Annotated in this window: 20 protein-coding genes; 14 read left to right on the top strand and 6 right to left on the bottom strand. The window is 66.0% G+C overall.

Annotated elements, in window-relative coordinates:
- Window positions 1-8 precede the first annotated feature (8 nt).
- Window positions 9-1,496 carry a D-alanyl-D-alanine carboxypeptidase/D-alanyl-D-alanine endopeptidase gene (gene dacB / locus DEA8626_RS01750; protein ID WP_108851343.1) on the top strand — a complete coding sequence of 496 codons (1,488 nt, stop codon included), beginning with the start codon at window positions 9-11 and terminating at the stop codon, window positions 1,494-1,496.
- Window positions 1,497-1,504: 8 nt separating this feature from the next.
- Here dacB and DEA8626_RS01755 read toward each other — a convergent pair whose 3' ends face one another.
- Complete coding sequence (locus DEA8626_RS01755) at window positions 1,505-2,764, bottom strand: D-amino acid dehydrogenase (RefSeq protein WP_108851344.1); 1,260 nt, start codon at window positions 2,762-2,764, stop codon at window positions 1,505-1,507.
- A gap of 161 nt (window positions 2,765-2,925) precedes the next feature.
- Window positions 2,926-3,348: a tellurite resistance TerB family protein gene (locus DEA8626_RS01760; RefSeq protein WP_108851345.1), complete on the bottom strand. Its 423-nt coding sequence runs from the start codon at window positions 3,346-3,348 to the stop codon at window positions 2,926-2,928.
- Window positions 3,349-3,460: 112 nt separating this feature from the next.
- Between DEA8626_RS01760 and DEA8626_RS01765 the strand changes: the two genes are divergently transcribed.
- A complete protein-coding gene (locus DEA8626_RS01765; RefSeq protein WP_108851346.1) occupies window positions 3,461-5,041 on the top strand; it encodes a lysine--tRNA ligase in 1,581 nt (526 codons plus the stop codon).
- A gap of 15 nt (window positions 5,042-5,056) precedes the next feature.
- Here the strand turns inward: DEA8626_RS01765 and DEA8626_RS01770 are convergent, their stop codons facing one another.
- Window positions 5,057-5,926, bottom strand: a complete 870-nt coding sequence (locus DEA8626_RS01770; protein WP_108851347.1) for a CHAD domain-containing protein — start codon at window positions 5,924-5,926, stop codon at window positions 5,057-5,059.
- A gap of 106 nt (window positions 5,927-6,032) precedes the next feature.
- On the opposite strand from DEA8626_RS01770, the gene DEA8626_RS01775 reads away from it, so the two are divergent.
- On the top strand, window positions 6,033-6,446 hold the full coding sequence (locus DEA8626_RS01775) for a DUF4864 domain-containing protein (RefSeq protein WP_245890693.1): 414 nt from the start codon (window positions 6,033-6,035) through the stop codon (window positions 6,444-6,446).
- Between the two features lie 204 nt (window positions 6,447-6,650).
- A complete protein-coding gene (locus tag DEA8626_RS01780) occupies window positions 6,651-8,948 on the top strand; it encodes a glycosyl hydrolase family 28-related protein (RefSeq protein ID WP_108851348.1) in 2,298 nt (765 codons plus the stop codon).
- A gap of 40 nt (window positions 8,949-8,988) precedes the next feature.
- Here DEA8626_RS01780 and DEA8626_RS01785 read toward each other — a convergent pair whose 3' ends face one another.
- Both DEA8626_RS01785 and DEA8626_RS01790 read right to left on the bottom strand, forming a co-directional pair.
- Window positions 8,989-10,653 (bottom strand): response regulator, encoded by a 1,665-nt coding sequence (locus DEA8626_RS01785; protein ID WP_108851349.1) that lies wholly within the window; start codon window positions 10,651-10,653, stop codon window positions 8,989-8,991.
- A 47-nt stretch (window positions 10,654-10,700) separates the two neighbouring features.
- The gene (locus DEA8626_RS01790) at window positions 10,701-11,195 is read right to left on the bottom strand and encodes a HugZ family pyridoxamine 5'-phosphate oxidase (protein WP_108853278.1); all 495 of its coding nucleotides are present in this window, start codon (window positions 11,193-11,195) and stop codon (window positions 10,701-10,703) included.
- A 420-nt stretch (window positions 11,196-11,615) separates the two neighbouring features.
- On the opposite strand from DEA8626_RS01790, the gene acs reads away from it, so the two are divergent.
- The 8 genes from acs to DEA8626_RS01830 all read left to right on the top strand — a co-directional run bounded on the left by acs (window position 11,616) and on the right by DEA8626_RS01830 (window position 21,219).
- Window positions 11,616-13,589, top strand: coding sequence for an acetate--CoA ligase (gene acs, locus DEA8626_RS01795; protein WP_108851350.1), 1,974 nt, complete (start codon window positions 11,616-11,618; stop codon window positions 13,587-13,589).
- 4 nt (window positions 13,590-13,593) lie between these two features.
- Window positions 13,594-14,274 (top strand): adenylate kinase, encoded by a 681-nt coding sequence (locus DEA8626_RS01800; RefSeq protein ID WP_108851351.1) that lies wholly within the window; start codon window positions 13,594-13,596, stop codon window positions 14,272-14,274.
- A gap of 66 nt (window positions 14,275-14,340) precedes the next feature.
- Window positions 14,341-14,598: a DUF4212 domain-containing protein gene (locus DEA8626_RS01805; protein ID WP_108851352.1), complete on the top strand. Its 258-nt coding sequence runs from the start codon at window positions 14,341-14,343 to the stop codon at window positions 14,596-14,598.
- Window positions 14,599-14,604: 6 nt separating this feature from the next.
- A complete protein-coding gene (locus tag DEA8626_RS01810) occupies window positions 14,605-16,323 on the top strand; it encodes a sodium:solute symporter family protein (RefSeq protein WP_108851353.1) in 1,719 nt (572 codons plus the stop codon).
- Window positions 16,324-16,350: 27 nt separating this feature from the next.
- Window positions 16,351-18,216: a DUF294 nucleotidyltransferase-like domain-containing protein gene (locus DEA8626_RS01815; RefSeq protein ID WP_108851354.1), complete on the top strand. Its 1,866-nt coding sequence runs from the start codon at window positions 16,351-16,353 to the stop codon at window positions 18,214-18,216.
- Between the two features lie 10 nt (window positions 18,217-18,226).
- The gene (locus DEA8626_RS01820; RefSeq protein ID WP_108851355.1) at window positions 18,227-18,757 is read left to right on the top strand and encodes a hypothetical protein; all 531 of its coding nucleotides are present in this window, start codon (window positions 18,227-18,229) and stop codon (window positions 18,755-18,757) included.
- Complete coding sequence (locus DEA8626_RS01825) at window positions 18,750-19,160, top strand: response regulator transcription factor (RefSeq protein WP_108851356.1); 411 nt, start codon at window positions 18,750-18,752, stop codon at window positions 19,158-19,160. Before DEA8626_RS01820 ends, DEA8626_RS01825 begins: the two co-directional genes overlap by 8 nt.
- On the top strand, window positions 19,153-21,219 hold the full coding sequence (locus DEA8626_RS01830) for a 3'-5' exonuclease (protein ID WP_108851357.1): 2,067 nt from the start codon (window positions 19,153-19,155) through the stop codon (window positions 21,217-21,219). Before DEA8626_RS01825 ends, DEA8626_RS01830 begins: the two co-directional genes overlap by 8 nt.
- 71 nt (window positions 21,220-21,290) lie before the next feature.
- Here DEA8626_RS01830 and truA read toward each other — a convergent pair whose 3' ends face one another.
- Window positions 21,291-22,058 (bottom strand): tRNA pseudouridine(38-40) synthase TruA, encoded by a 768-nt coding sequence (truA, locus tag DEA8626_RS01835; protein ID WP_108851358.1) that lies wholly within the window; start codon window positions 22,056-22,058, stop codon window positions 21,291-21,293.
- A gap of 120 nt (window positions 22,059-22,178) precedes the next feature.
- Between truA and DEA8626_RS01840 the strand changes: the two genes are divergently transcribed.
- Both DEA8626_RS01840 and DEA8626_RS01845 read left to right on the top strand, forming a co-directional pair.
- A complete protein-coding gene (locus tag DEA8626_RS01840) occupies window positions 22,179-23,597 on the top strand; it encodes a YcjX family GTP-binding protein (protein ID WP_108851359.1) in 1,419 nt (472 codons plus the stop codon).
- A 206-nt stretch (window positions 23,598-23,803) separates the two neighbouring features.
- On the top strand, window positions 23,804-24,829 hold the full coding sequence (locus DEA8626_RS01845; protein WP_108851360.1) for a YcjF family protein: 1,026 nt from the start codon (window positions 23,804-23,806) through the stop codon (window positions 24,827-24,829).
- Window positions 24,830-24,879: the final 50 nt, after the last annotated feature.

Genomic DNA, 24,879 nt, shown 5'->3' on the forward strand with positions numbered 1-24,879 from the left:
AGAGCGACGTGACGGTCACGCGGCGCGGCTTGCTGAGTGGACTTATCGGATGTGTGGCAGGGCGGGCGCTTGCCAACGCGCCCCTGAGTTCGCCCCGGCCCGAGGCGCGGGCCGGCTTCGTTCAGGGCTCGATGCCGGTCGTCGCGCGCGCCCCCGATGCGCTGATCGAGGCGGCCGGGCTGGGCGGCGAGGTCACCTATCTGGTCGCCGACGCGCGGACCGGGCTGTTCCTCGAAGCGCGGCAGGGACATCGGCCGATGCCGCCCGCCTCGACGGCAAAGGCGATCACGGCGCTCTACGCGCTCGAACATCTGGGCGCGGGCTACCGGTTCGAGACACGGCTGATTGCCACGGGGCCAGTCGAGGCCGGCAGAGTCCAGGGCGATCTGGTGCTGGTGGGCGGCGGGGACCCGACGCTGACGACCGACGATCTGGGAGATCTCGTCCGTGCGCTGGCGGCGGCGGGTATCAGGGGTGTCACCGGCCGGTTTCGCGTCTGGGCGGGCGCGTTGCCCTATATCGAGGCGATCGACCAGAGCCAGCCGGTCTGGCTGGGCTACAATCCCGCCGTATCGGGGCTGAATCTCAACTTCAACCGGGTGAATTTCGTCTGGAAGCGCAACGGGTCGGGCTACGAGGTCGGTATGGATGCGCGGGCGAAACGCTTCGCTCCCAAGGTCTACTCCGCACGCGTTACGGTCGCCGAGCGAAGCCAGCCCGTCTACAGCTACAAGAATGGCGGACGCGTCGAGGAATGGTCCGTCGCGCGTCGGGCGCTCGGCAAGGGCGGCAGCCGCTGGCTACCGGTCAGGCGGCCCGATCTTTATGCGGGCGACGTGTTCCAGACGCTTGCCCGCGCCCAGGGCGTGGAGCTCCCCGCGCCCGAGGCGGCGGACAATCTGCCCGGCGGCACGGTCGTCGCCGTCCATCGCAGCGCCGATCTGGCGCCGATCCTGCGCGACATGCTGAAATACTCCAATAACATGACAGCGGAGGCGATCGGCATGGCGGCTTCGTCCCGGCGCGGGGTGGAAAGCCATCTAGCCTCAGGGCAGGCGATGGGCGACTGGCTCAAGGCCCGAGCGGATGCGACGAACGCGCGGTTCGCGGATCATTCCGGGCTGGCGGGCGCCTCGCGCATCTCGGCCGTCGACATGGTTCAGGCGCTGGTGGAGCTAGGGCCAAGGGCTGGGCTGAAGGGACTGTTGAAGGACATCCCGTTCCACGATGCGAAGGGCAAGCGGACCACCGCGCAGCCGGCCCGGGTCGTCGCGAAGACCGGCACGCTCAACTTCGTCTCCACGCTCGCGGGCTATGTCAGCGCGCCGGGTGATACCGAGCTTGCCTTCGCGATTTTCACCGGCGACGTCGCGCGGCGCGATGCGGTGCCGGATGCACAGCGCGAGCGCCCCGATGGCGGGCGCGACTGGATCCGGCGGTCGAAGCGGCTGCAACAGCAGCTGATCGAGCGCTGGGTCGCGGTCTACGCAGCCTGAGCGACCCCTCAGATCCCGTAGCGCGCGGCGGTCAGGCCGTCGAAGTCGATCTCGGGTTTCTTGCCCATGACGAGGTCGGCGACGGCGCGGCCCGATCCGGCCGCCATCGTCCAGCCGAGCGTGCCGTGGCCGGTGTTGAGATAGAGGTTGCGGTAGCGCGTCGGCCCGAGGACCGGTGTGCCGTCCGGCGTCATCGGGCGGAGGCCGGTCCAGCCCTCGGCGCGGTCGAGATCGCCGCCCTTCGGGAAGAGGTCGCCGATGACGTGGCGGACCGTATCGGTTGCGTGGGGCCCGAGCTTGTTCGAATAGCCCGCGATCTCGGCGGTGCCCGCCACTCGGATGCGGTCGCCGAGGCGGGTGATCGCGACCTTGTGGGTTTCGTCCATGATCGTCGATTGCGGCGCGAAAGCGTCGTCGGTGACCGGCAGCGTGACCGAGTAACCCTTGACCGGGTAGACCGGGAGGCGGATGTCGATCGGGCCGAGCAGCTTCGGCCCGAAGCTGCCGAGCGCGCAGACATAGGCGTCGCCCTCCACCCGGCCGAGATTCTCGGTCATGACGCCGATCACCTCTTCGCCACGCGTCTGAATGAGCCGGATCTTCTGGCCGTAGTGGAAGGTCGCGCCAAGCTCGGCGGTCTTGTCGGCGAGCGCCATCGTGAACAGCCGACAGTCACCGGTGCGGTCGGCGGTGAGGCGGAGACCGCCCACGAACTTGTCGCGCACGAGTTCGAGCGCGGGTTCGGCGGCGATGCAGCCGTCGCGGTCGAGCACTTCAAACGGACTGTCGAATTCGGCGAGGATCGCCTGGTCGGCCTTCGACGCCTTGAGCTGCTTCTCCGTCCGGAAAAGCTGCAACGTGCCCTGTTCGCGGCCGTCGTAGCCGATCCCGGTCTCGGCGATGAGGTCAGGCATCACGTCGCGGGAGTAATTGGAGACGCGGACCATGCGGGACTTGTTGAGGTCGTAGGCCTCTTCGGTGCAGTTGGTCAGCATCTGTGCGCCCCATTTCCACATCCGGGGGCTGATGAGGGGCCAGATGAAGAGCGGGCGGCGCTTCATGAAGAGCCACTTCAGCGCCTTCATCGGGATGCCGGGCGCGGCCCAGGGCGAGGTCATGCCGTAGGACAGCTCGCCCGCATTGGCGTAGCTCGTCTCCATCCCGGGGCCGGGCTGGCGGTCGAGGACCACCACCTCCGCCCCCTGCCGAGCGAGGTAGTAGGCGGTGGTGACTCCGATCACGCCTGCGCCCATGACGACGACTTTCATAGAGGCTTTCCTGATCCCTGAGGTTCCGGTGTGAAGCATGGCTTCAGGTGCGCGCCGTGGCAATGCCGGTGGCAAAGCGACGGCCACACAGCCATTTATCGGGCTGCGGGCGCAGAGAGCCGACCAATCTTTCGGATCGCGGTGATCGCTCTTGTTAGGCGTTACAGCACCAGATGCCGCGCCCTTGCGCCCCATTCGATCGCGGCGGCGTGGAGACGGTCGATCTTCAACTCGTGCCGGATCTCTTCGAGAAGCCTCAGTTCGCCCTGGCGGATGCTGCCGTCGGCGGCGGCGACGTCGCAGCCGAGCGCATAGGCGGTTTCCCAGAGCCGATCAGGCAGCGCGTCGCGGATCATGACGAAAAGGGTGTCGAGTCCGTCGTCGTCTTCCATCAGCTTGTAGACGGTCTCGGCAACCTCGCGGACGGTGTCCATGTCGTAGTCGGCGAAGATCGGCAGGTGATTCACCTGTCGCTCAATCGCGACTAGTTCGGAGGTGCGAATGGTCTCGTCCGAGACCGAGACAGTGACCATGAGCGCGACGAGCGCGTCTTGGGGCGAGAAGGCGGGGAGGGTATGGGTCACAGTCCTGGTCCTTTGATGGCTTGCGGGGCAAATTATTGACGATGCCCCTCGCGTTCAATAGGAAGCGGGCCTTGCGGCACGGCGGGTGCCGGTCTTCGGGAAAGCTGAACCCATGTCTTCTTTGCGCGATGCAGCGATGTGCTCCAAAGCCTGGCCGTTCGAAGAAGCGCGCCGCGTGCTGAAACGCTACGGGAAGGCGCCGCCGGAAAAGGGCTATGTGCTCTTTGAGACGGGCTATGGGCCGTCGGGCTTGCCGCATATCGGGACATTCGGCGAGGTGCAGCGGACGACGATGGTCCGGCGGGCGTTCGAGATCATTTCGGATATCCCGACGAAGCTTATCTGTTTCTCGGACGACCTCGACGGGATGCGGAAGGTGCCCGATAACGTGCCGCACCCGGAGATGCTGAGGGAACATCTGCAGCGGCCACTGACCTCGGTGCCGGACCCGTTCGGCGAATATCAGAGCTTCGGGGATCACAACAACGCCATGTTGCGGCGGTTCCTGGATACGTTCGGCTTCGAATACGAGTTCATCTCGGCCACCGAATTCTACAAGTCAGGCCGGTTCGACGAGATCCTGCTGCGCTGCTGCGAGCGCTACGACGCGATCATGGAGATCATGCTCGCGTCGCTCAGGGAGGAGCGGCAGCAGACCTATTCCTGCTTCCTGCCGCTCCATCCAGAGACGGGGCGGGTACTTTACGTGCCTATGAAAGAGGTCAACGCGAAGGATGGCACGATCACTTTCGACGATGAGGACGGGAAGGAATGGACGCTGCCGGTGACGGGCGGGCAGGTGAAGCTTCAGTGGAAGCCCGATTTCGGTGCGCGATGGGCCGCGCTCGGTGTCGATTTCGAGATGTACGGCAAAGACCATTCGACCAACACGCCGATCTATGACGGAATCTGCCGTGTGCTGGGCGTGCGGCCTCCGGAGCATTTCACCTATGAACTCTTCCTCGACGAGCAGGGGCAGAAGATCTCGAAGTCGAAGGGCAACGGGCTGACGATCGACGAGTGGCTGACCTATGCTTCGACGGAGTCACTGGGCTATTTCATGTACCAAAAGCCGAAGACGGCGAAGCGGCTATGGTGGGACGTGATTCCGAAGGCAGTCGACGAGTATCACCAGCAGCTTCGTGCCTTCCCGGAACAGACGGTCGAGCAGCAGCTTGCGAACCCGGTCTGGCACATCCACGGCGGCCAGCCGCCGGTGTCGGACATGGTGGTGCCGTTCGCGATGCTGCTGAACCTCGCGAGCGTGGCGGGGGCGCAGGACAAGTCGGGGCTGTGGGGCTTCATTCGGCGCTATGCGCCCGACGCGACGCCGGAGGCGAACCCGCAGCTCGATCAGGCGGCGGAGTTCGCGGTGCGCTATTTCCGCGATTTCGTGGCGCCGACGCGGAAGTTCCGTGCGCCATCCGCGAAGGAGCGGGCGGCGATGGAGGATCTGGTCGGGCGGCTGAAGGTCTGGGATGGCGGGCTCGATGCGGAGGCGTTGCAGTCGATGGTCTTCGCAGTCGGCAGGGCGCATGAGTTCGAGCCGCTCAGGGACTGGTTCACGGCGCTTTACGAGGTGTTGCTGGGGGCGAGCCAGGGGCCGCGCTTCGGCGGGTTCATAGCGCTCTTTGGAATCGACGAGACCGTCACGCTGATCGAGCGCGCGCTGCAGGGCGAGATGGTCGCCTGACCCCGGACGGGGCGGTCAGCCGAATGTGATCTGCCACCAGCCGCGCCAGCGGCGCGAGAGATTGCGGGCGGGTTCACTGAGAAAGAGCGTCGAGAGGCGCTGGGCATTTCTCACAAGCGCCGTTTCGTCGGCGAGGGCCAGGTCGCGCAGCTTCTCCGCACCCGCCATCGGCTCTAGCGCCTCGGCCAGAAGCGCGAGGTCGCGCGCATCGCCGAGGGTCTCGCCCAGCGTGTCGGCGACCGCGACGTGGTGCGCCATCATCTCGGGCCAGATCGGCTCGAGCAGGCGGGCGTGATACCAGTGGTCCTTGATGCGCTTGCGCCAGCGGTGCAGGGTTGCGCCGCTGGGCGCTGCGGCGGCTCTGGTCTTGGCGGATTGCGCGGCCTTCCAGGTGTGTTCGAGCCCGCCCGCGAGCGCATCGAAGCCCTTGCTGCCGATTTTCCAGAGCTGGACGCGCGCCGCGATTTCGGCGATGGCCGCGCGATGTGCTTTCAGCAAGTCTTCGGCGCTGGTCGCAGGCGCGTCGAGTGCGCTTGACGGCAGGACTTCGGCCCGGATGCGGGCCACGGTCTTGGCAGGCATCCCGGCGCGCTGTGCGATGGAGTCGAAGTGCAGGGCCAGGATATCGGCATCGCGCAGTCCGGAGATGATCCTGGCTGCATTGCGGAGTGCCGTGTTTTCCCTGTTGAAGCGGTTGAAGTCGGGACGGGCCAGCCGCAGGAGCCCGCGGGTCTTCTTCACGTTCTTCCTGAGTTCGTGAACCAACTCGGGTCGGTCGAGGCTGGACTTGTCGATCAGAGCAAGCGAGGCCTCCAGACGTTCGCGCGCTATTCGCCGCACGGCTGTTGTGACCGACTTGTCCATTTCGGAGAATGCCAACGCCATTCTCACCCCTCGAGGTATTCTGCATGCAAGATTTTGCGCAGATGACGCGAGTTATGTATCGTATTTGTGGCTTACATCGTCTGAGGCCGGTCAAGGAAGGACTTCGATGCGCCGCCGGGACTTGCTGCTGTCGCTGCCCATGGCCGTCTTGGTTCTCGCGCCTTCGCTGCGTGCCGGGGACGGAGAGGATGTCCGTGCGGTGATCGGCAGTCAGATCGAGGCGTTCGGGGCCGAGGATCTGGAGAGCGCCTACGGCTTTGCGTCCCCGATGATCCAGCGCATGTTTCCGACGCCCGAGATATTCGGGCGCATGGTGCGCGAGGGATACCCGATGATCTGGCGCCCCGACGGCGTGCGCTATCTCGAGCTCCGCGAGGAGGACGGGCGGCTCTTGCAGCGGATGGAGTTCAGCGACGGCGACGGCCGCAATCATCTATTCGACTATGAGATGGTCGAGGGCCCGGACGGCTGGCGGATCAACGGTGTTTACCCGGTTCCCGAGCCCGGCCTGGCCGCGTGAGGGGCAGGCAGCGAACGCTGCGATAACCGCCCGGTCACCCTATCACGGTAGAGCTTTGCGACACAGGGCCCGCTTCGGGCTCGCAATTCCCTCTTGAGCAGAACCCGCAGGCGGCCCGGCAGGACGGGCCGGGTGCCCGGCTGCCGGCGGGCTTTTTGGGGTCTGCCGGACGGGGGTCTGAACTGGACAAGGGGTGTCATCGACATGAACAAGGCGATTACCGACGGGCTGGTCTTCACGCCGCCGCAATTCGAGAACGGGCTGGACGTCTGGTCGGCCGGCGACGGGACGCCCGGGTCGCCGACCTATGCGGGGTCGCCCAATGCGGCGCTGGTGCCGGCCGATCAGGATTTTGGCGGCTGTCTGGAGCTTCTGAAGAACATCACCACGACGAAACTTCGCTACATGGGCGATACGCCGATCCTGCCCGGCTGCTACCTGCGCATCCGCGCCCGCGTGAAGGCGATGAGCGGCAATCTGCCCGCGGTGCGCATCGCCGCCTGGGCCGGCGGCGCGGGTGGGGCGCATGTGACGGGCGTCACCGAGACCGGGCCGAGCGTGCAGCTGACTGCCTACGGCAAGGTCGAGACCGTCGAGGCGATCGTCGGCACGGGCGCGCGGACGGGCGTGAACATGGCCTGGGGCACGGGCACGCTTTACGGGCATTTCGGGATTGACCTCACGGGGCCGAATGGTGGGGTCGTCCGCATCGACGACATCGAAATCGAAGATGTCACCTCGGCCTTCCTGCGCACCATGATGGACTGGGTTGACGTGCGCGACTACGGTGCGAAGGGGGACGGTGTGACCGACGACTCGGCAGCCTTCGACGCCGCCGACGCCGCCGCCGATGCCACGGGCCGGGACCTGTTCGTGTCCGAAGGAACCTATTTCCTCAACGCCGACGTGACGCTCGAAGCGCCGGCGCGGTTTGAGGGAAAGGTCACCATGCCCGCCAATCGCCGCCTGTCGATGACGCGGAGCTTCGATTTGCCGTCCTACGCGGCGGCGTTCGGCAGCGAGGAGGAGGGGTTCAAGAAGGCGTTCCAGGCGCTTCTGAATTTCTCCGATCACGACTCGCTGGACCTGAAGGGTCGGCGGATCGAGGTGACGGCGCCGATCGACTTGCAGGCGTCAGTCAGTAACAAGACGACCTTCGCCACACGCCGGGTGATCCGTAACGGTCAGTTCAACGTCATCTCTGGATCGGCGTGGAACCCGACCGTCGTGACATCGCAGGCGAGCTATTCGACCTCGAACCCGACGACACTGACCGGGGTCGCGAACATCGCCAACATTACCGTGGGTGCGCTCGTTGAGGGCACCGGCGTCGGCCGCGAGATCTACGTGAAGGCGGTCAACGTGGGCGCAGGCACGCTGACGCTGTCCAATCCGCTTTACGGCGCGGCCGGCACGCAGGTCTACACCTTCACGCGGTTCAAATATGTGCTCGACTTCGGCGGCTTCGACTCGCTGTCGCAGATGGCACTCGAGAACATTGACATCCAGTGCAACGGCGAGGCGAGCGGCATCAACCTCGCGCCGTCGGGCATCGTGTTCCAGATCCGCGACAGTTTCATCCAGAACCCGAAAAACCGGGGCATCACGTCTATGGGGACAGGCTGCCAAGGCATGATGATCGACCGCTGCCAGTTCCTGTCGGCCGAAGGGCCGCTTCTGGCGCAGGACCGCGTGTCCATCGCGTTCAACACGAACGGCAACGACGTGAAGCTGAGGAACTGCCGGGCGGTGAACTTCCGTCACTTCGGGATCATGGCGGGGGCGGGGAGCCTGATCGTCGGCAACCACTTCTTCCAGGCAGACAGCGCACCGGCGGGTGTGCGCCTGGCGGGGCTGGTGCTGATCGGCACAGATCTCAGGACCGCGATCACCGGCAACTCGATCGACAACGCCTTCATCGAGTGGACGAACGAGCACGAGGCAGATCCCGATTTCTTCAGCCAGTATTCGTTCGGCGGGCTAACGATCACCGGCAACGTCTTCACGGTGTCGGACAGCGCGCCCTGGTTCAGCTGGATCGTCGTCAAGCCCTACGGATCGGGGCACTTCATCCAGTCGCTTAACGTCACCGCGAACGCATTCAAGGCGTTCAATGGGAATATCGACCGGGTGGAGAAGGTGGACACGACCTTTGCCCCCCTGGACAACAGCCGGATGCGCAACATCTGGTTCGAAGGCAACACCTTCACCGCCGTGAATCAGGTGATCGCGAACCCCGTCATCTACGAGTTCACGCAAGGCTCGGCGGCGTCGACCTGGACGGTGAATCCGGGCGCTTATCTACCCCTCGGCGGCTGGGCACGAACGGTCGAGGCCATGGTGCCGCAAGGTGCCATCACCGGACCCGCGGGCGAGCGGCGGTCGGATATGCCCTATGTCGATGTCGAGCAGGGCGCGCAAAAGCAGAACGTCACGCTCAACTGGCTAGCGGCTTCGAAGGGCAAGGTGCGGGTCTCGGTTCGGATGGACAGCCCCTACTGACGGGCAGACGCGGCGGGCGGGGCACCGCCCTGCCCGTTCGTCAGAGCGGCGGAGGCGGCGGCACCGCCGAAAGGATCTCTGCCCAGAGAAGCCTCCGGTCGATCGGCTTCGTGACATAGCCGTTCAGGCCGAGTCCGATGAAATGGTCGCGACGGTAAGTGACGGAATCCGCCGTAAGCGCCACGACAGGGATTTCGGACCATTCACGGCGGGAGGCGCGGATCTCGCGGAACGTCGCCTCGCCATCCATGTCGGGCATATTCATGTCCAGGAGCACGAAGTCGAAGTTGTCAGAGGCGAGCCGATCGAGCGCATCCGAGCCGCCGCCAGCCTCCACCGCCTCGATCCGAAGCGCGCGCAGCATCTGCACGACGACGAAGCGGTTGGTCGCGATGTCGTCCACGACAAGCGCGCGGAGCCGCCCATAGACGGTTTCTGCGCCGGTGTCCGGCGGTTCGGGGACCATCACGAACGGCAGCTCGATCCGGGCGACAAAGCTGCCGTCGGGCGCCTTTAGGATAGCGGAGCGCGCGCCCATTACGTCGGAAATCCGGTTCACCAGCGTCATCGAGAGCGGTTCGCCGGCGCGCGGGTCCGGCTCGGGGTCCGAGATCCGAGCAGGTTCGCGGCCGGCCAGCGTCAGCCGGAGCCGGTCCTTCCGTCCGGGAGCGAGTGCGCAGCGAATGTCGAGCCGCGCGGGCTGTTCGTCGCCTTGCGAGGTCAGCACCATCGTCGCGAGATGGCTGAGGCACTTGCGCAGAAGAAGCGGATCGAACCGCCCGAATTCAGGCACCTCCTGCGCGATCTCGATCGTGATCTCGGGCGGGCAGTCCGCGGGGACCGGCAGCTTCATCGATGCGATCATCTCCAGCTCTTGCCGGATGACGGCAGTGACGGGGGTAAAACGGATCTCGCCTTCGGTCGCCGACGACAGGTCTATAACGTCCTCCACGAGCATCTTCAGTCCGCGCGCGCCGGTCTGGATCGCGGCCGCGTGGCGCTTGACTGCGGCTGTCTTGGCCTCGCCCTCGAGCAGATCGCTGTGGCCGAGGACGGCGTTTAGCGGCGTCCTGATCTCGTGGCTGAGAGCGGACAGGAAGCGCGTCTTTGCCCGGCTCGCCGCGCGCGCCTCGTCCACGGCCTTGACGAGTTCGTTCTGGGCGCGGTGGTTCTGCACGAGTGCGGAGAGGAAATATCCGATCAGAACGATCGCGCCGGCCGTCGCGAGCGCCGCGTAGTCGCCCGCACCGGAGTCGCCCAGGTCTTGCATCGGCATCCAGAGAAGCGCGAGGGCCGGGGGGAGGCCGCTCGTGATACCCATCGCGAGATGGGTAGACCGTACCACGCACGTATTCAGAAGCGCGCCGATGAGGGCGAGCACGCCGGTGAACTTGAGCAGCGGATCGCCATACTGCCAGACGAGAAGCGCGGGCACCGAGTAGACCGCGACGCCGAACGCGGAATTCGCCAGAACCGCGGCGCGGCGTCCCCCAGTGGGGTTCTCGTCGAAGGCGAGCATGAGTTGGCGCTGGGCGACTTCGGTCCCGACACTGATGAGGTAGGTCAGGAACACTACCCAAAACGGCAGCACAACTCCGAAGATAACACAGCTGAGGGCAACGCCAAGCTGACGCGAGACGAGATCACGTTCCAGACGGACCCGTTGGCGCCGCATCTCGTCCTGCAAGTCCCTGCGATCCGTCATCACAATACGCCGTAAACCATTGACGCCACATCTTGATTGGATGGGCGTCACGTCACTGTAAGGTCATTCTCCGAAAGTGCATAGGCCCTAGCAAATCCGGCATTAAGATGGCCGTCTGCAACGTCGAATGCCACGAAGTGAAAATCCGCGAAATCGATGTAGAGCGCGGCCTTGGGGTGAGAGGCCAGCCACGCAGCGCGCAGCGCCGGATGTTCGGAATTGTCCCGGGCAATGAAGCGGGCAGAGGCGCGCAGCGTCAGGCGCGGATGAGTGAGGGGATCACCCCTCTGCCCCGGTTCACCGATGAGTAGCGCCACGCGTGGATCGGAGCGCAGCGCGCGGGTGTGGATCGCAAGGTCGGAGACGAGCGATATGGGCGTGCCCGCGCGCGTCAGGCCAAAGCCCACGCGACTGACGAAGGGGGCGCCGGTTTCGATCTCCATCACGGCGAGCACGGCTGTGCGCGCGTCCTTGAGCAGCGCGATCGCCTGCTGCCGCGCATCTTCATCGGCTTCGCGGATCGGATTGATCTTGTCGCTCATGGCGCGCCTTCTGTCATCCGCCTTCATCGGTATCAACGCCGCAGTTTGCCGGCAAGCCAGTGTGCGTCGCCGATCGCGGCGACGAATCACGGCTGACGGTTCAAGCCATCCGGTCGGTCACGGGCCCTTTTGCGGCCCGACCACGCGGTTTTTGGGAGATCGCCCGCCGCCGCGGCGAGTCACCATTTCGTGAACAGCCAAGCGGTTGAAACTTCGTGGCAAAATTTGGGCAGCGCTGGTGAAATTTACAAAATTATCCCATTTTCTGTCAATAAATTAACAATTAAATACAATGTTTAAAATAGGTTATACAAATTGTTCCTAATAGTTTACACTGCGCCGCACGGTCCTGGCCTGGGCCGGTTCGACGTTGGGGGCTGCGCGGTCTGGCCGAACGCGCGGAGCAGACAGCAAAGGAGCATGGGCATGACGGAACAGGGTGGTGTGAGCGCCTCGGTCAAGCGGGCGATCCCGGCAGGGTTCGAGAAGGCCCATGCGACGCCTTCGATCTATGCCGACATGTATGCAGCTTCGACAAGTGACCCTGAAGCTTTCTGGGGCAAGGAAGGCAAGCGTCTCGACTGGATGACGCCTTATTCCAAGGTCAAGGATACGAACTTCAATTTCGGCGAGGTCTCGATCAAGTGGTTCGAGGACGGCAAGCTGAACGTCGCGGCAAACTGTATCGACCGTCATTTGGCCAAGCGTGGAAGCCAGACCGCCATCATCTGGGAGCCGGACGACCCGGAGGCGCCGGCCAAGCACATCACCTATTCCCAGCTTGCCGACAAGGTGGGCCGCCTGGCCAACGTGCTGAAGGCGCAAGGCGTGATGCGGGGCGACCGGGTCGTTCTGTACCTCCCGATGATCCCCGAGGCAGCCTATGCGATGCTCGCCTGCGCCCGGATCGGGGCGATCCATTCGGTTGTGTTCGGCGGCTTCTCGCCCGACGCGCTTGCCAACCGGATCAACGACAGCGAGGCAAAGGTCGTAATCACCGCCGACACGGCGCCGCGCGGCGGACGGCGGACGCCGCTGAAATCCAATGCCGATGCGGCGCTTTTGCATTGCGACGAGGACGTGAAATGTCTCGTCGTCAAGCATACCGGCGACCAGACGACCTGGGTTGACGGCCGCGACGTGGACGTGCTGGCCGAGATGGAAAGCGCGAGCCCTGCCTGCCCGCCCGAAGCGATGGGGGCGGAAGATCCGCTCTTCGTCCTTTACACGTCGGGCTCGACCGGCAAGCCGAAGGGCGTGGTGCACACGTCGGGAGGCTATCTCGTCTATGCCGCGATGACGCATCAGTACACGTTCGACTACAAGGACGGCGATATCTTCTGGTGCACCGCCGATGTCGGCTGGGTCACCGGCCACAGCTATATCGTCTATGGACCTCTGGCGAACGGCGCCACGACCCTCATGTTCGAGGGCGTGCCGACGTATCCGGACGCGGGGCGGTTCTGGGCGGTGTGTGAAAAGCACAAGGTTAACCAGTTCTACACCGCCCCGACTGCCATCCGCGCCCTCATGGGCCAGGGGCCGGAATTCGTCGAGAAGTACGATCTTTCGTCGGTGCGCCTGTTGGGGACCGTGGGCGAGCCGATCAATCCCGAAGCCTGGAACTGGTATGACAAATATGTCGGGCGCGGCAAGTGCCCGATCGTGGATACATGGTGGCAGACCGAGACCGGCGGCCACCTGATCACGCCTCTGCCTGGCGCGACTGAGACCAAGCCGGGCTCGGCCACGGTGCCGTTCTTCGGGATCAAGCCTGTTGTGCTCGAAGCCGAAAGCGGCAAGGTGATCGAGGGCAATCCGGCCGAGGGTGTGCTGTGCATCGGCGACAGCTGGCCGGGTCAGATGCGCACCGTCTGGGGCGACCACAAGCGGTTCGAGGAAACCTATTTTCAGCAGTACAAAGGCTACTACTTCACGGGTGACGGCTGCCGCAGGGATGAGGACGGCTACTTCTGGATCACCGGCCGGGTCGATGACGTCATCAACGTCTCGGGCCATCGGATGGGGACGGCCGAGGTCGAGTCGGCGCTCGTCGCGCATGAGAAGGTCGCCGAGGCAGCGGTCGTGGGCTACCCGCACGAGATCAAGGGCCAGGGCATCTATGCATATGTGACGCTGATGAACGGCGTGGACCCGACAGACGACCTGCGCAAGGAACTGGTCAAGTGGGTCCGGACCGAGATTGGGCCGATTGCCTCGCCGGACCTGATCCAGTGGGCGCCGGGTCTGCCTAAGACCCGCTCGGGCAAGATCATGCGCCGGATCCTGAGAAAGATCGCCGAGAACGACTACGGCGCGCTCGGCGACACCTCGACGCTCGCCGATCCGTCGGTCGTGGACGACCTGATCGGCAACCGCATGAACAGGGGTTGAGGGCATGGTCGAAACGACGATCACTCCCGCCGTTCTGATCCTCCTCGGCCCTCCGGGGGCAGGGAAGGGAACGCAGGCGCGGATGCTCGAGAAGGCCTTCGGCCTCATCCAGCTTTCGACCGGTGATCTTCTGCGCGCCGCAGTCTCTGAAGGCACTTCTGCCGGTCTTGCGGCGAAATCGGTGATGGAGGCCGGCGGGCTCGTATCGGACGGGATCGTGCTCGCGATCCTGAAGGACAGGATGGCTAAGCCCGACGTGAAGGCGGGCATCATCCTCGACGGCTTCCCGCGCACTGACGCGCAGGCCGCGGCGTTGGACGCGCTGCTGAATGAAGAGGGACAGAAAGTGAGCGCGGCGATCAGTCTCGACGTCGATGACGAGGCGATGATCGACCGCATCGCGGGGCGCTTCACCTGCGCCGGTTGCGGAGAGGGATATCACGACACCCACAAACAGACCGCGAAAGCCGGCGTTTGTGACAAATGCGGCGGCACGGACTTCAAACGCCGGGCCGACGACAATGCCGAGACGGCGCGCGAAAGGCTGAAGGCCTATCACGCTCAGACGGCACCGCTGATCGCGCACTATTCCAAGTTGGGGGTGCTCGAGGCGACCGATGCGATGGGTCCCATCGCATCGGTCGCCTCGGCGCTGAGGACGATCGTTGCGCGCGCGACAGCATGACAACAGGCCGGCATCCCGAGTCCGGGGTGCCGGAGGGAAACGAGGGAACTCAGGGGAGTAACACTCATGGCGGACAAATCTTCGTCCAACGCCTATTGGAAGGCCAATATCCGGCTCATCCAGATATGTCTGGTGATCTGGGCGCTGGTCTCCTTCGGCTTTGGGATCCTCCTGCGGCCGATGCTGATGGGCATCAAGGTCGGCGGGACCGATCTCGGTTTCTGGTTTGCCCAGCAGGGCTCGATTCTCGTGTTTCTGGTTCTGATCTTTTTCTATGCCTGGCGCATGAACAAGCTCGACCGGGAACATGGCGTTGAGGAGTAAGGCGTAATGGAACAGTATACGCTCAACATCATCGTCGTTGGTCTGAGCTTTGCGCTCTACGTCGGCATCGCCATCTGGGCGCGTGCCGGGTCGACCAGCGAATTCTACGCCGCCGGCCGCGGCGTCAATCCTGTTGTAAATGGTATGGCCACGGCGGCTGACTGGATGTCGGCGGCCTCGTTCATCTCGATGGCCGGCCTGCTGGCCTTCGGCGGCTACCAGACCTCGCTCTTCCTCATGGGCTGGACCGGCGGCTACGTGCTTCTGGCACTCCTGCTTGCCCCATATCTGCGCAAATTCGGCAAGTACACCGTGCCGGAATTCGTTGGCGACCGCTTCTACTCGAAAGCGGCGCGGATCGTGGCGGTCGTCTGCCTTCTCGCGGCGTCGATCACCTACGTCATCGGCCAGATGAAAGGCGTCGGCGTGGCGTTCTCGGGCTTCCTCAACATCGGTTACTCGACTGGTCTGTGGATCGGCGCGGCGATCGTTGCGGTCTACGCGGTTCTCGGCGGCATGAAGGGCATTACCTACACCCAAGTGGCCCAGTATTGCGTGCTGATCTTCGCCTACACCATCCCGGCGATCTTCATCTCGCTTCAGCTGACGGGCAACTTCCTGCCGCAGCTCGGCCTCTTCGGCACGCATGCGGAAAGCGGCCAGCCGCTTCTTGCGAAGCTTGACGAGGTCGTGACGCAGCTTGGCTTCGACCAGTACACGGCCTACACGACGAACCCGCTGAACATGGTGCTCTACACTGCCTCGCTAATGATCGGCACGGCGGGTCTGCCCCACGTCATCGTGCGCTTCTTCACCGTGCCGAAAGTGGCTGACGCCCGTTGGTCGGCCGGCTGGGCGCTGGTCTTCATCGCGATCCTCTACACCACGGCCCCGGCCGTTGGCGCGATGGCGCGGCTGAACTTCATCACCACCGTCTATCCGGGTGGCGACATCACTCAGCCACTGGCAGTCGCTGACAAGCCCGACTGGATGGGGAACTGGGAGCAGACCGGACTTCTCCAGATCGAGGACAAGAACGGCGATGGCCTGATCCAGTTCACTAACGACGACACGAACGAAGTCACCAAGCTCGACCGCGACATCATGGTTCTGGCGAACCCGGAAATCGCGGGCCTGCCGGGCTGGGTCATCGCGCTCGTCGTCGCGGGTGGTCTCGCGGCCGCTCTGTCGACCGCGGCGGGCCTTCTGTTGGCGATCTCGTCGGCGGTCAGCCACGACCTCATCAAGGGCGTCTTCAATCCGTCGATCTCGGAGCGGGGCGAACTGATGGCGGCGCGGATCTCGATGCTGGTGGCGATTATCATCGCAACCTTCCTCGGCCTCAACCCGCCGGGCTTCGCAGCCCAGGTTGTGGCCTTGGCGTTCGGTATCGCGGCGGCCTCGCTCTTCCCGGCGATCCTTCTTGGTATCTTTTCCAAGCGGATCAACAAGCAGGGCGCAATCGCGGGGATGCTGGCAGGTCTGATTTCGACCCTGCTCTACATCTTCGCCTACAAGGGCTGGTTCTTCATCCCGGGCACGGCGTTTGCCGAGACGCACATCCTCGGCATCGCCCCGGAAGCCTTCGGTGCGGTTGGTGCGATCATCAACTTCATCGTTGCCTATGTCGTGTCGAACGCGACCGAGGAGACCCCGGAAGAGATCCAGGAACTGGTGGAATCGATCCGAGTGCCGAAAGGCGCAGGTGCGGCCACCGGCCACTGATCCGACAAAGACAACGGCGCGTCCCCGATGCCTGGGGGCGCGCCAGCCCGCATCTCGGAGGGTCAGGTGAGCAAGGACGTCCGGATCGTGCAGGCCTTTCTTGAGACGGTCCATCCCTATGACGGTCTGCCGCAGGACGAGTTGGCGCGGGTCGCCGGTTCCTTCGGCCGCAGACAATTGCCCAAGGGCGCAGAGGTCTACGCGCAGGGCTCGGTCCTGCCGGGGCTCTTCCTGATCCAGGAAGGTGGCGTCGAAATCCTCGATGCGAATGGCGCGCTCGTCTCGCTTCTCGGCCCGCGCAACAGTTTCGGCGAACGCGGGCTGATGCGCGACGGCACGGCGGCGACCACCGCGCGCACGACGGGCGCGGCGACGCTGCTCGTGCTGCCGGTCGAGGAATTCCGCCGCCTACTGAGCGACGTGCCGGCCTTCGCGAAGTTCTTCAACCGCGGGCGCGGCGTCGAGCCGCGCGGCAGCGACCTCGCGACCCGCCGGGTCTCGGAGCTGATGGTGGCCAATCCCGTCGCCTGCCCGCCCGACACCCCGCTCTCCGAAGCGGCGCGGATCATGCGCGACGCGGGCGTCTCGTGCCTAGGCGTCACCTGGCCCGGAGGCGAACTGACGGGGATCGTCACGACGCGCGACCTTGCCCATCGCGCGCTGGCCGAGGGGCGCGACCTGGCGACACCGGTCGCGGAGATCATGACGCCCGATCCTGTTTCGCTGCCGCCCGATGCGCTCGGTACCGACATTCTGCACCTGATGCTGGAACGCCGCATCGGCCACGTTCCGGTAACGAAGGGCGGGCGGCTCGTCGGGATCGTGACGCAGACCGATCTCACGCGTCATCAGGCGGTCAGCTCGGCCGTCCTGATCCGCGACATCGCGGTTGCCGACAGCGCGGCCGAGATGTCCGAGACGACGTCGCGCATTCCACTCCTCCTACGCCAGCTCGTCGGCGGTCATAACGCGCATGAGGTGACGACGCGGCTCATCACCGACATAGCCGATGCCGTGACGCGGCGGCTGCTGGCGCTCGCCGAGGCGGAATTGGGCGCGCCGCCCGTGCCGTATCTTTGGCTCGCCTGCGGCAGCCAGGGCCGTCAGGAGCAGACCGGCGTTTCCGATCAGGACAACTGCCTGATGCTCGACGACGCGGTGACCGAAGCGGACATGGCCTATTTCGAGAAGCTCGCGAAGTCCGTCTCGGACGGTCTGAACGCCTGCGGCTACGTCTACTGCCCTGGCGACATGATGGCGACCAATCCGCGCTGGCGGCAGCCGGTCCGCGTCTGGCGCGACTACTTCCGGGGCTGGATCGCGACGCCCAGCCCCGAGGCACAGATGCTCGCCTCTGTCATGTTCGACCTGCGCCCCATCGGCGGGGCCGTGGACCTGTTCGGCGACTTGCAGACCGAGACGCTCGAGGCAGCCTCGAAGAACTCGATCTTTGTCGCCCACCTGATATCGAACTCGCTCAAACACGCGCCGCCGCTTGGCCTCATCCGCGGCTTCGCGACGATCCGCTCGGGCGAGCACCGCAACCAGATCGACATGAAGCATTCCGGTGTCGTGCCGGTCACCGATCTCGCCCGCGTCTACGCTCTTCAGGGCCGGCTAGCGCCGGTCAACACGCGCGCGCGGCTGGAACGATCCGTGGATGAGGGCGTGATCTCCCCCTCCGGCGGGCGCGACCTGATCGAGGCCTATGACCTGATCGCCGAGACGCGGCTGGAACATCAGGCCGCGCGAGTGAAGGCTGGCGAGAAGCCCGACAACTTCCTCACCCCCGCGAGCCTTTCGGATTTCGAACGCAGCCATCTGCGCGACGCTTTCGTCGTCGTGCGCACAATGCAATCGGCTCTCGGCCACGGCAAGGGCGCCCTGAACTGATGGAACGGCCATGCTGATCTTCTTTATCTCGACGGTGGCCGCGGGTTTCGCCGCCGCCGGGGTCGTGATGCTCTTGAACCGGCTTTCGGGCCGCAGACTCCCGAAATGGGCGATCCCGGCGGCGGCGGGGCTTGCCATGGTCGCCTATGCCATCTGGAACGAATACAGCTGGGCCGAACGCAACCGCGCGACGCTGCCGGACACGGCGGTGGTGACCTTCGAAAACGCGCGCAGCGATCTCTGGCGGCCCTGGACCTTTGTCGCGCCCGTGACGACTCGGATGGCGATTCTGGACCGCGGGCCGGAAGCGGACCTGCCAGCCGATCCCGGGCCCGGCATGCGCCACGCGCAGCTGTACCTCATGGAGCGCTGGAAGCCGATCTACCGGCTCATCGTTCTGTTCGATTGCGCCAGCGCGCGCCGACTGGACGCGGCCGCCGGCGAGGCAAGCGCCGCCGATCTCGCGGTGGCGGACTGGATTCAGCTCGACCCGGACGATCCGGCGCTCCGGGCGGCATGCGAGGGAGGTGGAAATGGCTGACGGCAAGAAACGCCACCGGGTCCTGATCGTCGAGGACGAAGACAACATCGCGCTGGCGCTCGACTATGTGCTGACGCGGGAAGGTTACCAGCACGACCGGATCGCGAACGGCGCCGAGGCGCTGCCGATGATCCGCGACACGTCGCCCGATCTCGTTCTTCTTGACGTGATGCTGCCCGAAGTGTCGGGCTATGAGATCTGCCAGAACGTGCGGATGGACCCGAAACTCAAGGATGTGAAGATCCTGATGATGACGGCGCGCGGATCGGCGATGGAGCGCCGCAAGGGGCTCGCGCTCGGTGCCGATGGGTTCATCGCGAAACCGTTCGAACTCAAAGAGCTCAGGGACGAGGTCCGTAAGCTGCTAGAACCCGATGGCGAAGGGGCGGGAGGGGATGCGTGACGGGCTGAGCTTGCGGCAGCGGCTGCTCTTGTTCTTCGCGGCGCTCGCCGTCGGATGCATGGCGGCGGTCGCGGGCGGCCTGTGGCTCGGCTACGACCGGCTTGGCGATCCTTCGGCGCAGTCGGCCTTCGTGACCGCAGGCGCGGTGGCGGGCTTCGCGATCCTCGGGCTCTCCGCCTGGATCTGGCTTCTCTTCGACGACAATGTCGGCCGCGCGCTCGACCGGCTGGCGGCGGGCATGCGTGCGCAGGCCCACGCCGACAGCGCAGGCACCTTCGATGCCGCGCCGGGGCGCTATCTCGGCGACCTCGGCCCGGCCGCCACAGCCCTCTGCGAGACGCTTACCCACACGCGCTCGGCGCTCGCCGACGCGGTGGCGCGGGAAACAACGCGGCTTCAGGATGAGAAGGCGCGGCTCGAGACTCTCCTGTCCGACATTCCGGCGGGCGTGCTTCTCTGTTCGGGCGGCCATCAGCTCGTCTTTTACAATGGAACCGCGGCCGACATGCTCGGCGCCGGGGGGACGGCCGGACTTGACCGGAGCGTCTTCGGCTCGCTGCGCGAGGCGCCGCTGCGCCACGCCTACGATCGGCTCCTGACGGCGCGCGACGAGGACGCGGTGTCGGACATTCTGGTCGCCACCAAGGAGGGCGCGCGGGTTCTTTCAGGTCGGATGCGGCTTCTCGAGGCGGGCGGCGCCGCGCCGGGCTACGTGCTGACCCTGCGCGACGTGACGCGCGATCTTCAGGCCCATGCCGGGCAGGACCGGCTTCTGGAAGAAATCTTCGACCGCATCCGGCGCCCGGCGGCGAACCTTCAGACCGTAATCGGGGTTCTCGCCGAGGAGCCGGGCGGCGAAGCGCTGAACGCGGCGCTTCTCGAGGAGGTCGGCGCGCTCGCCCGGTCGGTGAATGAGCTGGCCGCGCGCTACGACGCGGCGCGGGGCAGCTGGACGCCGCTGCCGACGACCCGAGCTGCCGATCTGATCGACGGGTGCCGGGCGCGGCTTGAGGCGGTTGGCCTGACAATCGCGGCCGAGGGCGAGGAGATGATCCTGCGTTGCGACGGGTTCGAAATCGTAGCACTTCTGGCTTCGCTGGCCCGCCGCCTGGCCGGGACAGGCGACGCGCGCGACTTCCGGCTCACGCTCGGCGCGGACGGGGCGGGCGCGATGATCGAGCTTGGCTGGACGGGCGCGCCGCTATCGGTCGGTACGCTCGAAACCTGGCTTTCCGAACCAGTCGACCCCGCAATCGAGGAGGTGACCGGCCGATCCGTCCTGGCCGCCCACGCGACCGAATGCTGGCCCGAAACGAGGGGCGGCGGCCAGGCCGTGCTTCTGCCGATCCGCGAGGCGCGCCGCGCCCAGGGCCGCGTCGCGCCGGTCGCGCGCCGGGTCGTCTACGATTTCGACCTCTTGTTCAAGCCGCAGCCGGCAGAGCTTACGGCGACGCCGCTTCGCGATCTGACATATGTGGTCTTCGATACGGAGACGACGGGCCTTCTGCCCGAGGAGGGCGACGAAATCGTGCAGATCGCAGGGCTGAGGCTCGTCAACGGCCGCCGGGTCGCGGGCGAGGTCTTCGACATCCTCGTCGATCCCGGCCGGCCGATCCCGCCGAAGGCGACCAAGGTGCACGGCATATCGGACGCGATGGTAGAGAGCGCGCCGGCTGTCGGCGAGGCGCTGTCGCGGTTTCACATCTTTGCCGAGGGCGCCGTGTTGATCGCGCATAACGCGCCCTTCGACATGACTTTCCTGAGGCGCCGCGAGGCCGATATCGGCCTGGCCTTCGATCATCCGATCCTCGACACCGTTCTGTTGTCCGCGGTCGTCTATGGCCAGACCGAGAGCCACTCGCTAGACGCGCTGTCGCAGCGGCTCGGAATAACCATCCCGGAAGAGGCGCGCCACACCGCGCTCGGCGACACGATCGCGACGGCGGATGCGTTCCTGAAGCTTCTGCCGATGCTCGAGGGGCGGGGGCTCGTCACCTTCGGCGACCTGCTGGCCGAGGTCAGGAAGCACGGCCGCTTGCTCAGGGATCTGAACGCCTGAGGGGGCGCCGCCCCCATCCCCGCTGATGCGGGGATTCCCCCGAGGTATTTCGGCAATGAGGAAGTATGCGCTCAGGCGAAGGGATCTTCTTCGTAGCGCACGCCCGTGAGGTAAAGTCCCTCGGCCGGTGAAACCGGACCGCAGGCGGCGCGGCTGCGGGCATCAAGCGCCGATCTGACGTCGTCGGGAGTCCAAGCGCCCGCGCCCACGCGTTCGAGCGTGCCGACGATGGAGCGGACCTGGTTGTGGAGGAAACTGCGGGCGCGGAGGGCGAAGCGGAATTCGATCCCGTGCGGGATCACGTCCTCGGTGATCGTGATCTCGTCGAGCGTTTTCACCGGGGTCTTGGCCTGGCAGATCGTCGAGCGGAAGGTGGTGAAGTCGTAATGGCCGACGAGATGGGCCGCGCCCGCGCGCATCGCGTCCGCGTCGAGCGGGTTAAGGACGCGCCAGGCGAGGCCTGCGTCGTGGGTCAGGGGCGCGCGGCGGGCGATGAGGCGGAAGAGGTAGCGCCGCTCGACGGCCGAGAAGCGGGCGTGAAAATCGTCGTTCACGCGCGCAGCGGCGAGGACCGCGACCGGGGCGGGCTTGAGGTGGTAGTTCAGCGCCTCCGAGAGCCGGAATGGGTCCCAGTCGCGCGCGAGGTCGACATGCGCGACCTGGCCCGTCGCATGGACGCCAGCGTCCGTGCGGCCCGCCGCGGCGATGCCCTGCACGCCGGGTTCGAGCTTTCGAAGCGCCGCCTCGACCGCCTCCTGAACCGAGGGCTGGCCGGACTGCCGCTGCCAGCCCGAGAACGGGCCGCCGTGATACTCGACTTTCAGCGCGTAGCGGGGCATGACCTTCCCTATCCGGTTCCGCACGCGGCGAAAAGGGCGTCCTCCACGGCCCCCTACACAGGCGCGCAGGTCGCGCCTATCTTGGGCCAACGGCAAGAAATCGGACGGCGGGGGCAGGACTTGGTCATCGGGAATATCGCGGACAGGGTGATTCACGGCGTCGAAGGCATCGGCGCAGGCTTCAGCGAGGCGTTCTTCGAGCCGGTGATCCGGCTCGGCGTGACCGGGCTCAGCCGCGCGGGCAAGACCGTGTTCATCACCTCGCTCGTCGCCAACCTGCTCGACCGGGGCCGCATGCCGGGCCTGCGCGCCGCCGCCGAGGGGCGGATCGTCTCGGCCTTCCTCCAGCCCCAGCCCGACGACACCGTGCCGCGCTTCGACTACGAGGCGCATCTGGCCGCGCTAACGGGCCCCGAGCCCTTTTGGCCCGAGGGGACGCGGTCGGTGAGCGAGTTGCGCCTGTCGTTCCGGCTGCGCGAGAGCGGCCTTCTGGGCATGTTCCGCGGGCCGCGGACCCTGCATCTCGACATCGTCGACTATCCCGGCGAGTGGCTTCTGGACCTGTCGCTGATGGACGAGACCTATGCCGGCTGGTCCGGGGCCGTCCTGGAGCGGCTCGAGGGCCGGTCGGAGGCCAAGGCGTTCCTCGCCGCCGCCCGCGCCGCCGACCAGCAGGCCGAGCTCGACGAGGTCGCGGCCAAGGCGCTGGCTGCGGAGTACACCGCCTGTCTAAGCTCGATGCGCGCGGCCGGCTACTCGGACTGTACGCCGGGGCGGTTCCTTCTGCCCGGCGATCTCGCCGGCTCGCCGGTCCTGACCTTCGCGCCCCTGCCGGAGACGGGCGGGCGGGCGCCGCGAGGATCGCTCCGACGCGAGATGGAGCGGCGGTTCGAGGCCTACAAGGCGCAGGTCGTCACCCCCTTCTTCCGCGATCATTTCTCCCGGATCGACCGGCAGGTCGTTCTCGTGGATCTTCTCGGCGCCATCCATGCCGGGCCGCCCGCCGTGGAAGATCTGCGCCGCGCCATGACGGGCATCCTTGGCGCCTTCCGGCCAGGGCGGACGAGCTGGCTGGGCGGGCTTCTCGGCATGAGCCGGGTCGAACGCATCCTCTTCGCCGCGACCAAGGCCGACCATCTGCACCACACCGAGCATGCCAAGCTGACCCAGATCATGGCCGCGCTGATGCGCGAGGCGAAGGACCGGGCCGATTTCGCAGGCGCGGACACGGCGGCGATGGCGATCGCCGCGCTCCGCGCCACGGTGGAGGAGACCGTGAGCCACAAGGGCGGCGCTCTCGACTGCGTGCGCGGACGGCTTCGCGCCGATGGGCGGGAGGCGGCGTTCTATCCGGGCGAGCTGCCCGACAATCCCGCCGCGCTTCTGGCGCCGGCACGCGAGGGCGCGCCGGACTGGCTCGGCGCCGATTATGAGGTGATGGAATTCGCGCCGACGCCGCTGACGCTCCGCCCCGGGGAAGGGCCACCGCATATCCGACTCGACCGAGCGGCAGAATTCCTGATCGGAGACCGGCTGTGAGTGCGGAGCGGCGCAGCGCGATTGAGCTACCGGTTGAAAGCGCTCCGCCGCAGGTTGGAGGGCGGAAAGGGCGACTCAGTAATTTCCGTTATCTGATCAGTATACCCTTCAGATTTGAAATTTATGCAAACAATATTGCATATTTCGAACATTATTCACGTTCCGGTGCGTCGAAACGCGATGCGGCCGATGAATCGAGGTGAGCCATGACGAAACCGAAGGGGCCAGTGCTGATCGAAATGGAATCTCCTCCTGGGGAAGGACCGCACAGCGCGCCGCCAGTGCCCGAGGTCACGCCGGGCGCGCCGGAGGGGCGGGCGATGCAGACGGTCGCGGCCTTCGCCGCTCGGCCGCGCTCGAAGCTCGGCCGTTTCTTCTGGGGCGCGGCGGCGGCGCTCTTTGGCTTCGTGCTGTCGGTCGCGGCCTGGCGTTTTGTCGAGGGGCTCTTCGCAGCCAACCCGCTCCTTGGCTGGGCGGCGGCGGTGCTGGTCGCGGCCTTCGTCCTCGCGGCGGTTCTCCTAGCGCTCAGGGAATGGGTCGCCTATGCGCGGCTCGCGCGGCTTGACCGGGTCCATCAGGCGGCACTCGATGCGGTGGGGTCGGGCGACTTGGCCGCCGCCGGGCGGGTGACGGACAGGCTCGCCGCGCTCTATGCCGGACGGCCGGATACCGAATGGGGCCGGGCGCGGCTGGCTGAGCGGCGGGGCGACGTGTTCGACGCGGACGCGCTTCTGGCGCTGGCCGAGGCCGAGTTGATGACGCCGTTGGATCGCGCGGCGCGGACCGAGGTCGAGGGCGCGGCGCGGCAGGTCGCGACCGTCACCGCGATCGTGCCCATCGCGCTCGCCGACGTGGCGACCGCCTTGGTAGCCAACCTGCGCATGATCCGCCGCATTGCCGAAATCTACGGCGGCCGCGCGGGCACGTTCGGAAGCTGGCGGCTGATGCGCACGGTCCTTACGCACCTCGTCGCGACCGGCGCGGTGGCGGTCGGCGACGACCTGATCCAGTCGGTCGCGGGCGGCGGGCTACTCTCGAAACTCTCGCGCCGCTTCGGCGAGGGCGTCATCAACGGTGCGCTGACCGCGCGGGTGGGTCTTGCGGCGATCGAGGTCTGCCGGCCGCTGCCCTTCTCGGCGCTTCCGAAGCCGCGCGTGACCAACATTGTCAAGCGCGCGCTGACCGGGCTCTTCACCGCTGGCAGGCCCGACGCGGCAGAGGGGAAATCCTGACTTCCGTTCCGCGGCTTCCGGGTTAGAAAGGGCGCAAGGGGCAGGAAGGG

Origin of the sequence: Defluviimonas aquaemixtae, assembly GCF_900302475.1 — a bacterium.
Taxonomy (GTDB): domain Bacteria; phylum Pseudomonadota; class Alphaproteobacteria; order Rhodobacterales; family Rhodobacteraceae; genus Albidovulum; species Albidovulum aquaemixtae.

Excerpts from the sequence above, each read along its gene's own strand:
- DEA8626_RS01755 (WP_108851344.1), bottom strand. The coding sequence starts at position 2,764 with ATGAAAGTCGTCGTCATGGGCGCAGGCGTGATCGGAGTCACCACCGCC.
- DEA8626_RS01765 (WP_108851346.1), top strand. The coding sequence starts at position 3,461 with ATGTCTTCTTTGCGCGATGCAGCGATGTGCTCCAAAGCCTGGCCGTTC.
- DEA8626_RS01770 (WP_108851347.1), bottom strand. The coding sequence starts at position 5,926 with ATGGCGTTGGCATTCTCCGAAATGGACAAGTCGGTCACAACAGCCGTG.
- DEA8626_RS01775 (WP_245890693.1), top strand. The coding sequence starts at position 6,033 with ATGCGCCGCCGGGACTTGCTGCTGTCGCTGCCCATGGCCGTCTTGGTT.
- DEA8626_RS01780 (WP_108851348.1), top strand. The coding sequence starts at position 6,651 with ATGAACAAGGCGATTACCGACGGGCTGGTCTTCACGCCGCCGCAATTC.
- DEA8626_RS01785 (WP_108851349.1), bottom strand. The coding sequence starts at position 10,653 with ATGACGGATCGCAGGGACTTGCAGGACGAGATGCGGCGCCAACGGGTC.
- DEA8626_RS01790 (WP_108853278.1), bottom strand. The coding sequence starts at position 11,195 with ATGAGCGACAAGATCAATCCGATCCGCGAAGCCGATGAAGATGCGCGG.
- acs (WP_108851350.1), top strand. The coding sequence starts at position 11,616 with ATGGGCATGACGGAACAGGGTGGTGTGAGCGCCTCGGTCAAGCGGGCG.
- DEA8626_RS01800 (WP_108851351.1), top strand. The coding sequence starts at position 13,594 with ATGGTCGAAACGACGATCACTCCCGCCGTTCTGATCCTCCTCGGCCCT.
- DEA8626_RS01805 (WP_108851352.1), top strand. The coding sequence starts at position 14,341 with ATGGCGGACAAATCTTCGTCCAACGCCTATTGGAAGGCCAATATCCGG.
- DEA8626_RS01810 (WP_108851353.1), top strand. The coding sequence starts at position 14,605 with ATGGAACAGTATACGCTCAACATCATCGTCGTTGGTCTGAGCTTTGCG.
- DEA8626_RS01815 (WP_108851354.1), top strand. The coding sequence starts at position 16,351 with ATGCCTGGGGGCGCGCCAGCCCGCATCTCGGAGGGTCAGGTGAGCAAG.
- DEA8626_RS01820 (WP_108851355.1), top strand. The coding sequence starts at position 18,227 with ATGCTGATCTTCTTTATCTCGACGGTGGCCGCGGGTTTCGCCGCCGCC.
- DEA8626_RS01825 (WP_108851356.1), top strand. The coding sequence starts at position 18,750 with ATGGCTGACGGCAAGAAACGCCACCGGGTCCTGATCGTCGAGGACGAA.
- DEA8626_RS01830 (WP_108851357.1), top strand. The coding sequence starts at position 19,153 with ATGCGTGACGGGCTGAGCTTGCGGCAGCGGCTGCTCTTGTTCTTCGCG.
- truA (WP_108851358.1), bottom strand. The coding sequence starts at position 22,058 with ATGCCCCGCTACGCGCTGAAAGTCGAGTATCACGGCGGCCCGTTCTCG.
- DEA8626_RS01845 (WP_108851360.1), top strand. The coding sequence starts at position 23,804 with ATGACGAAACCGAAGGGGCCAGTGCTGATCGAAATGGAATCTCCTCCT.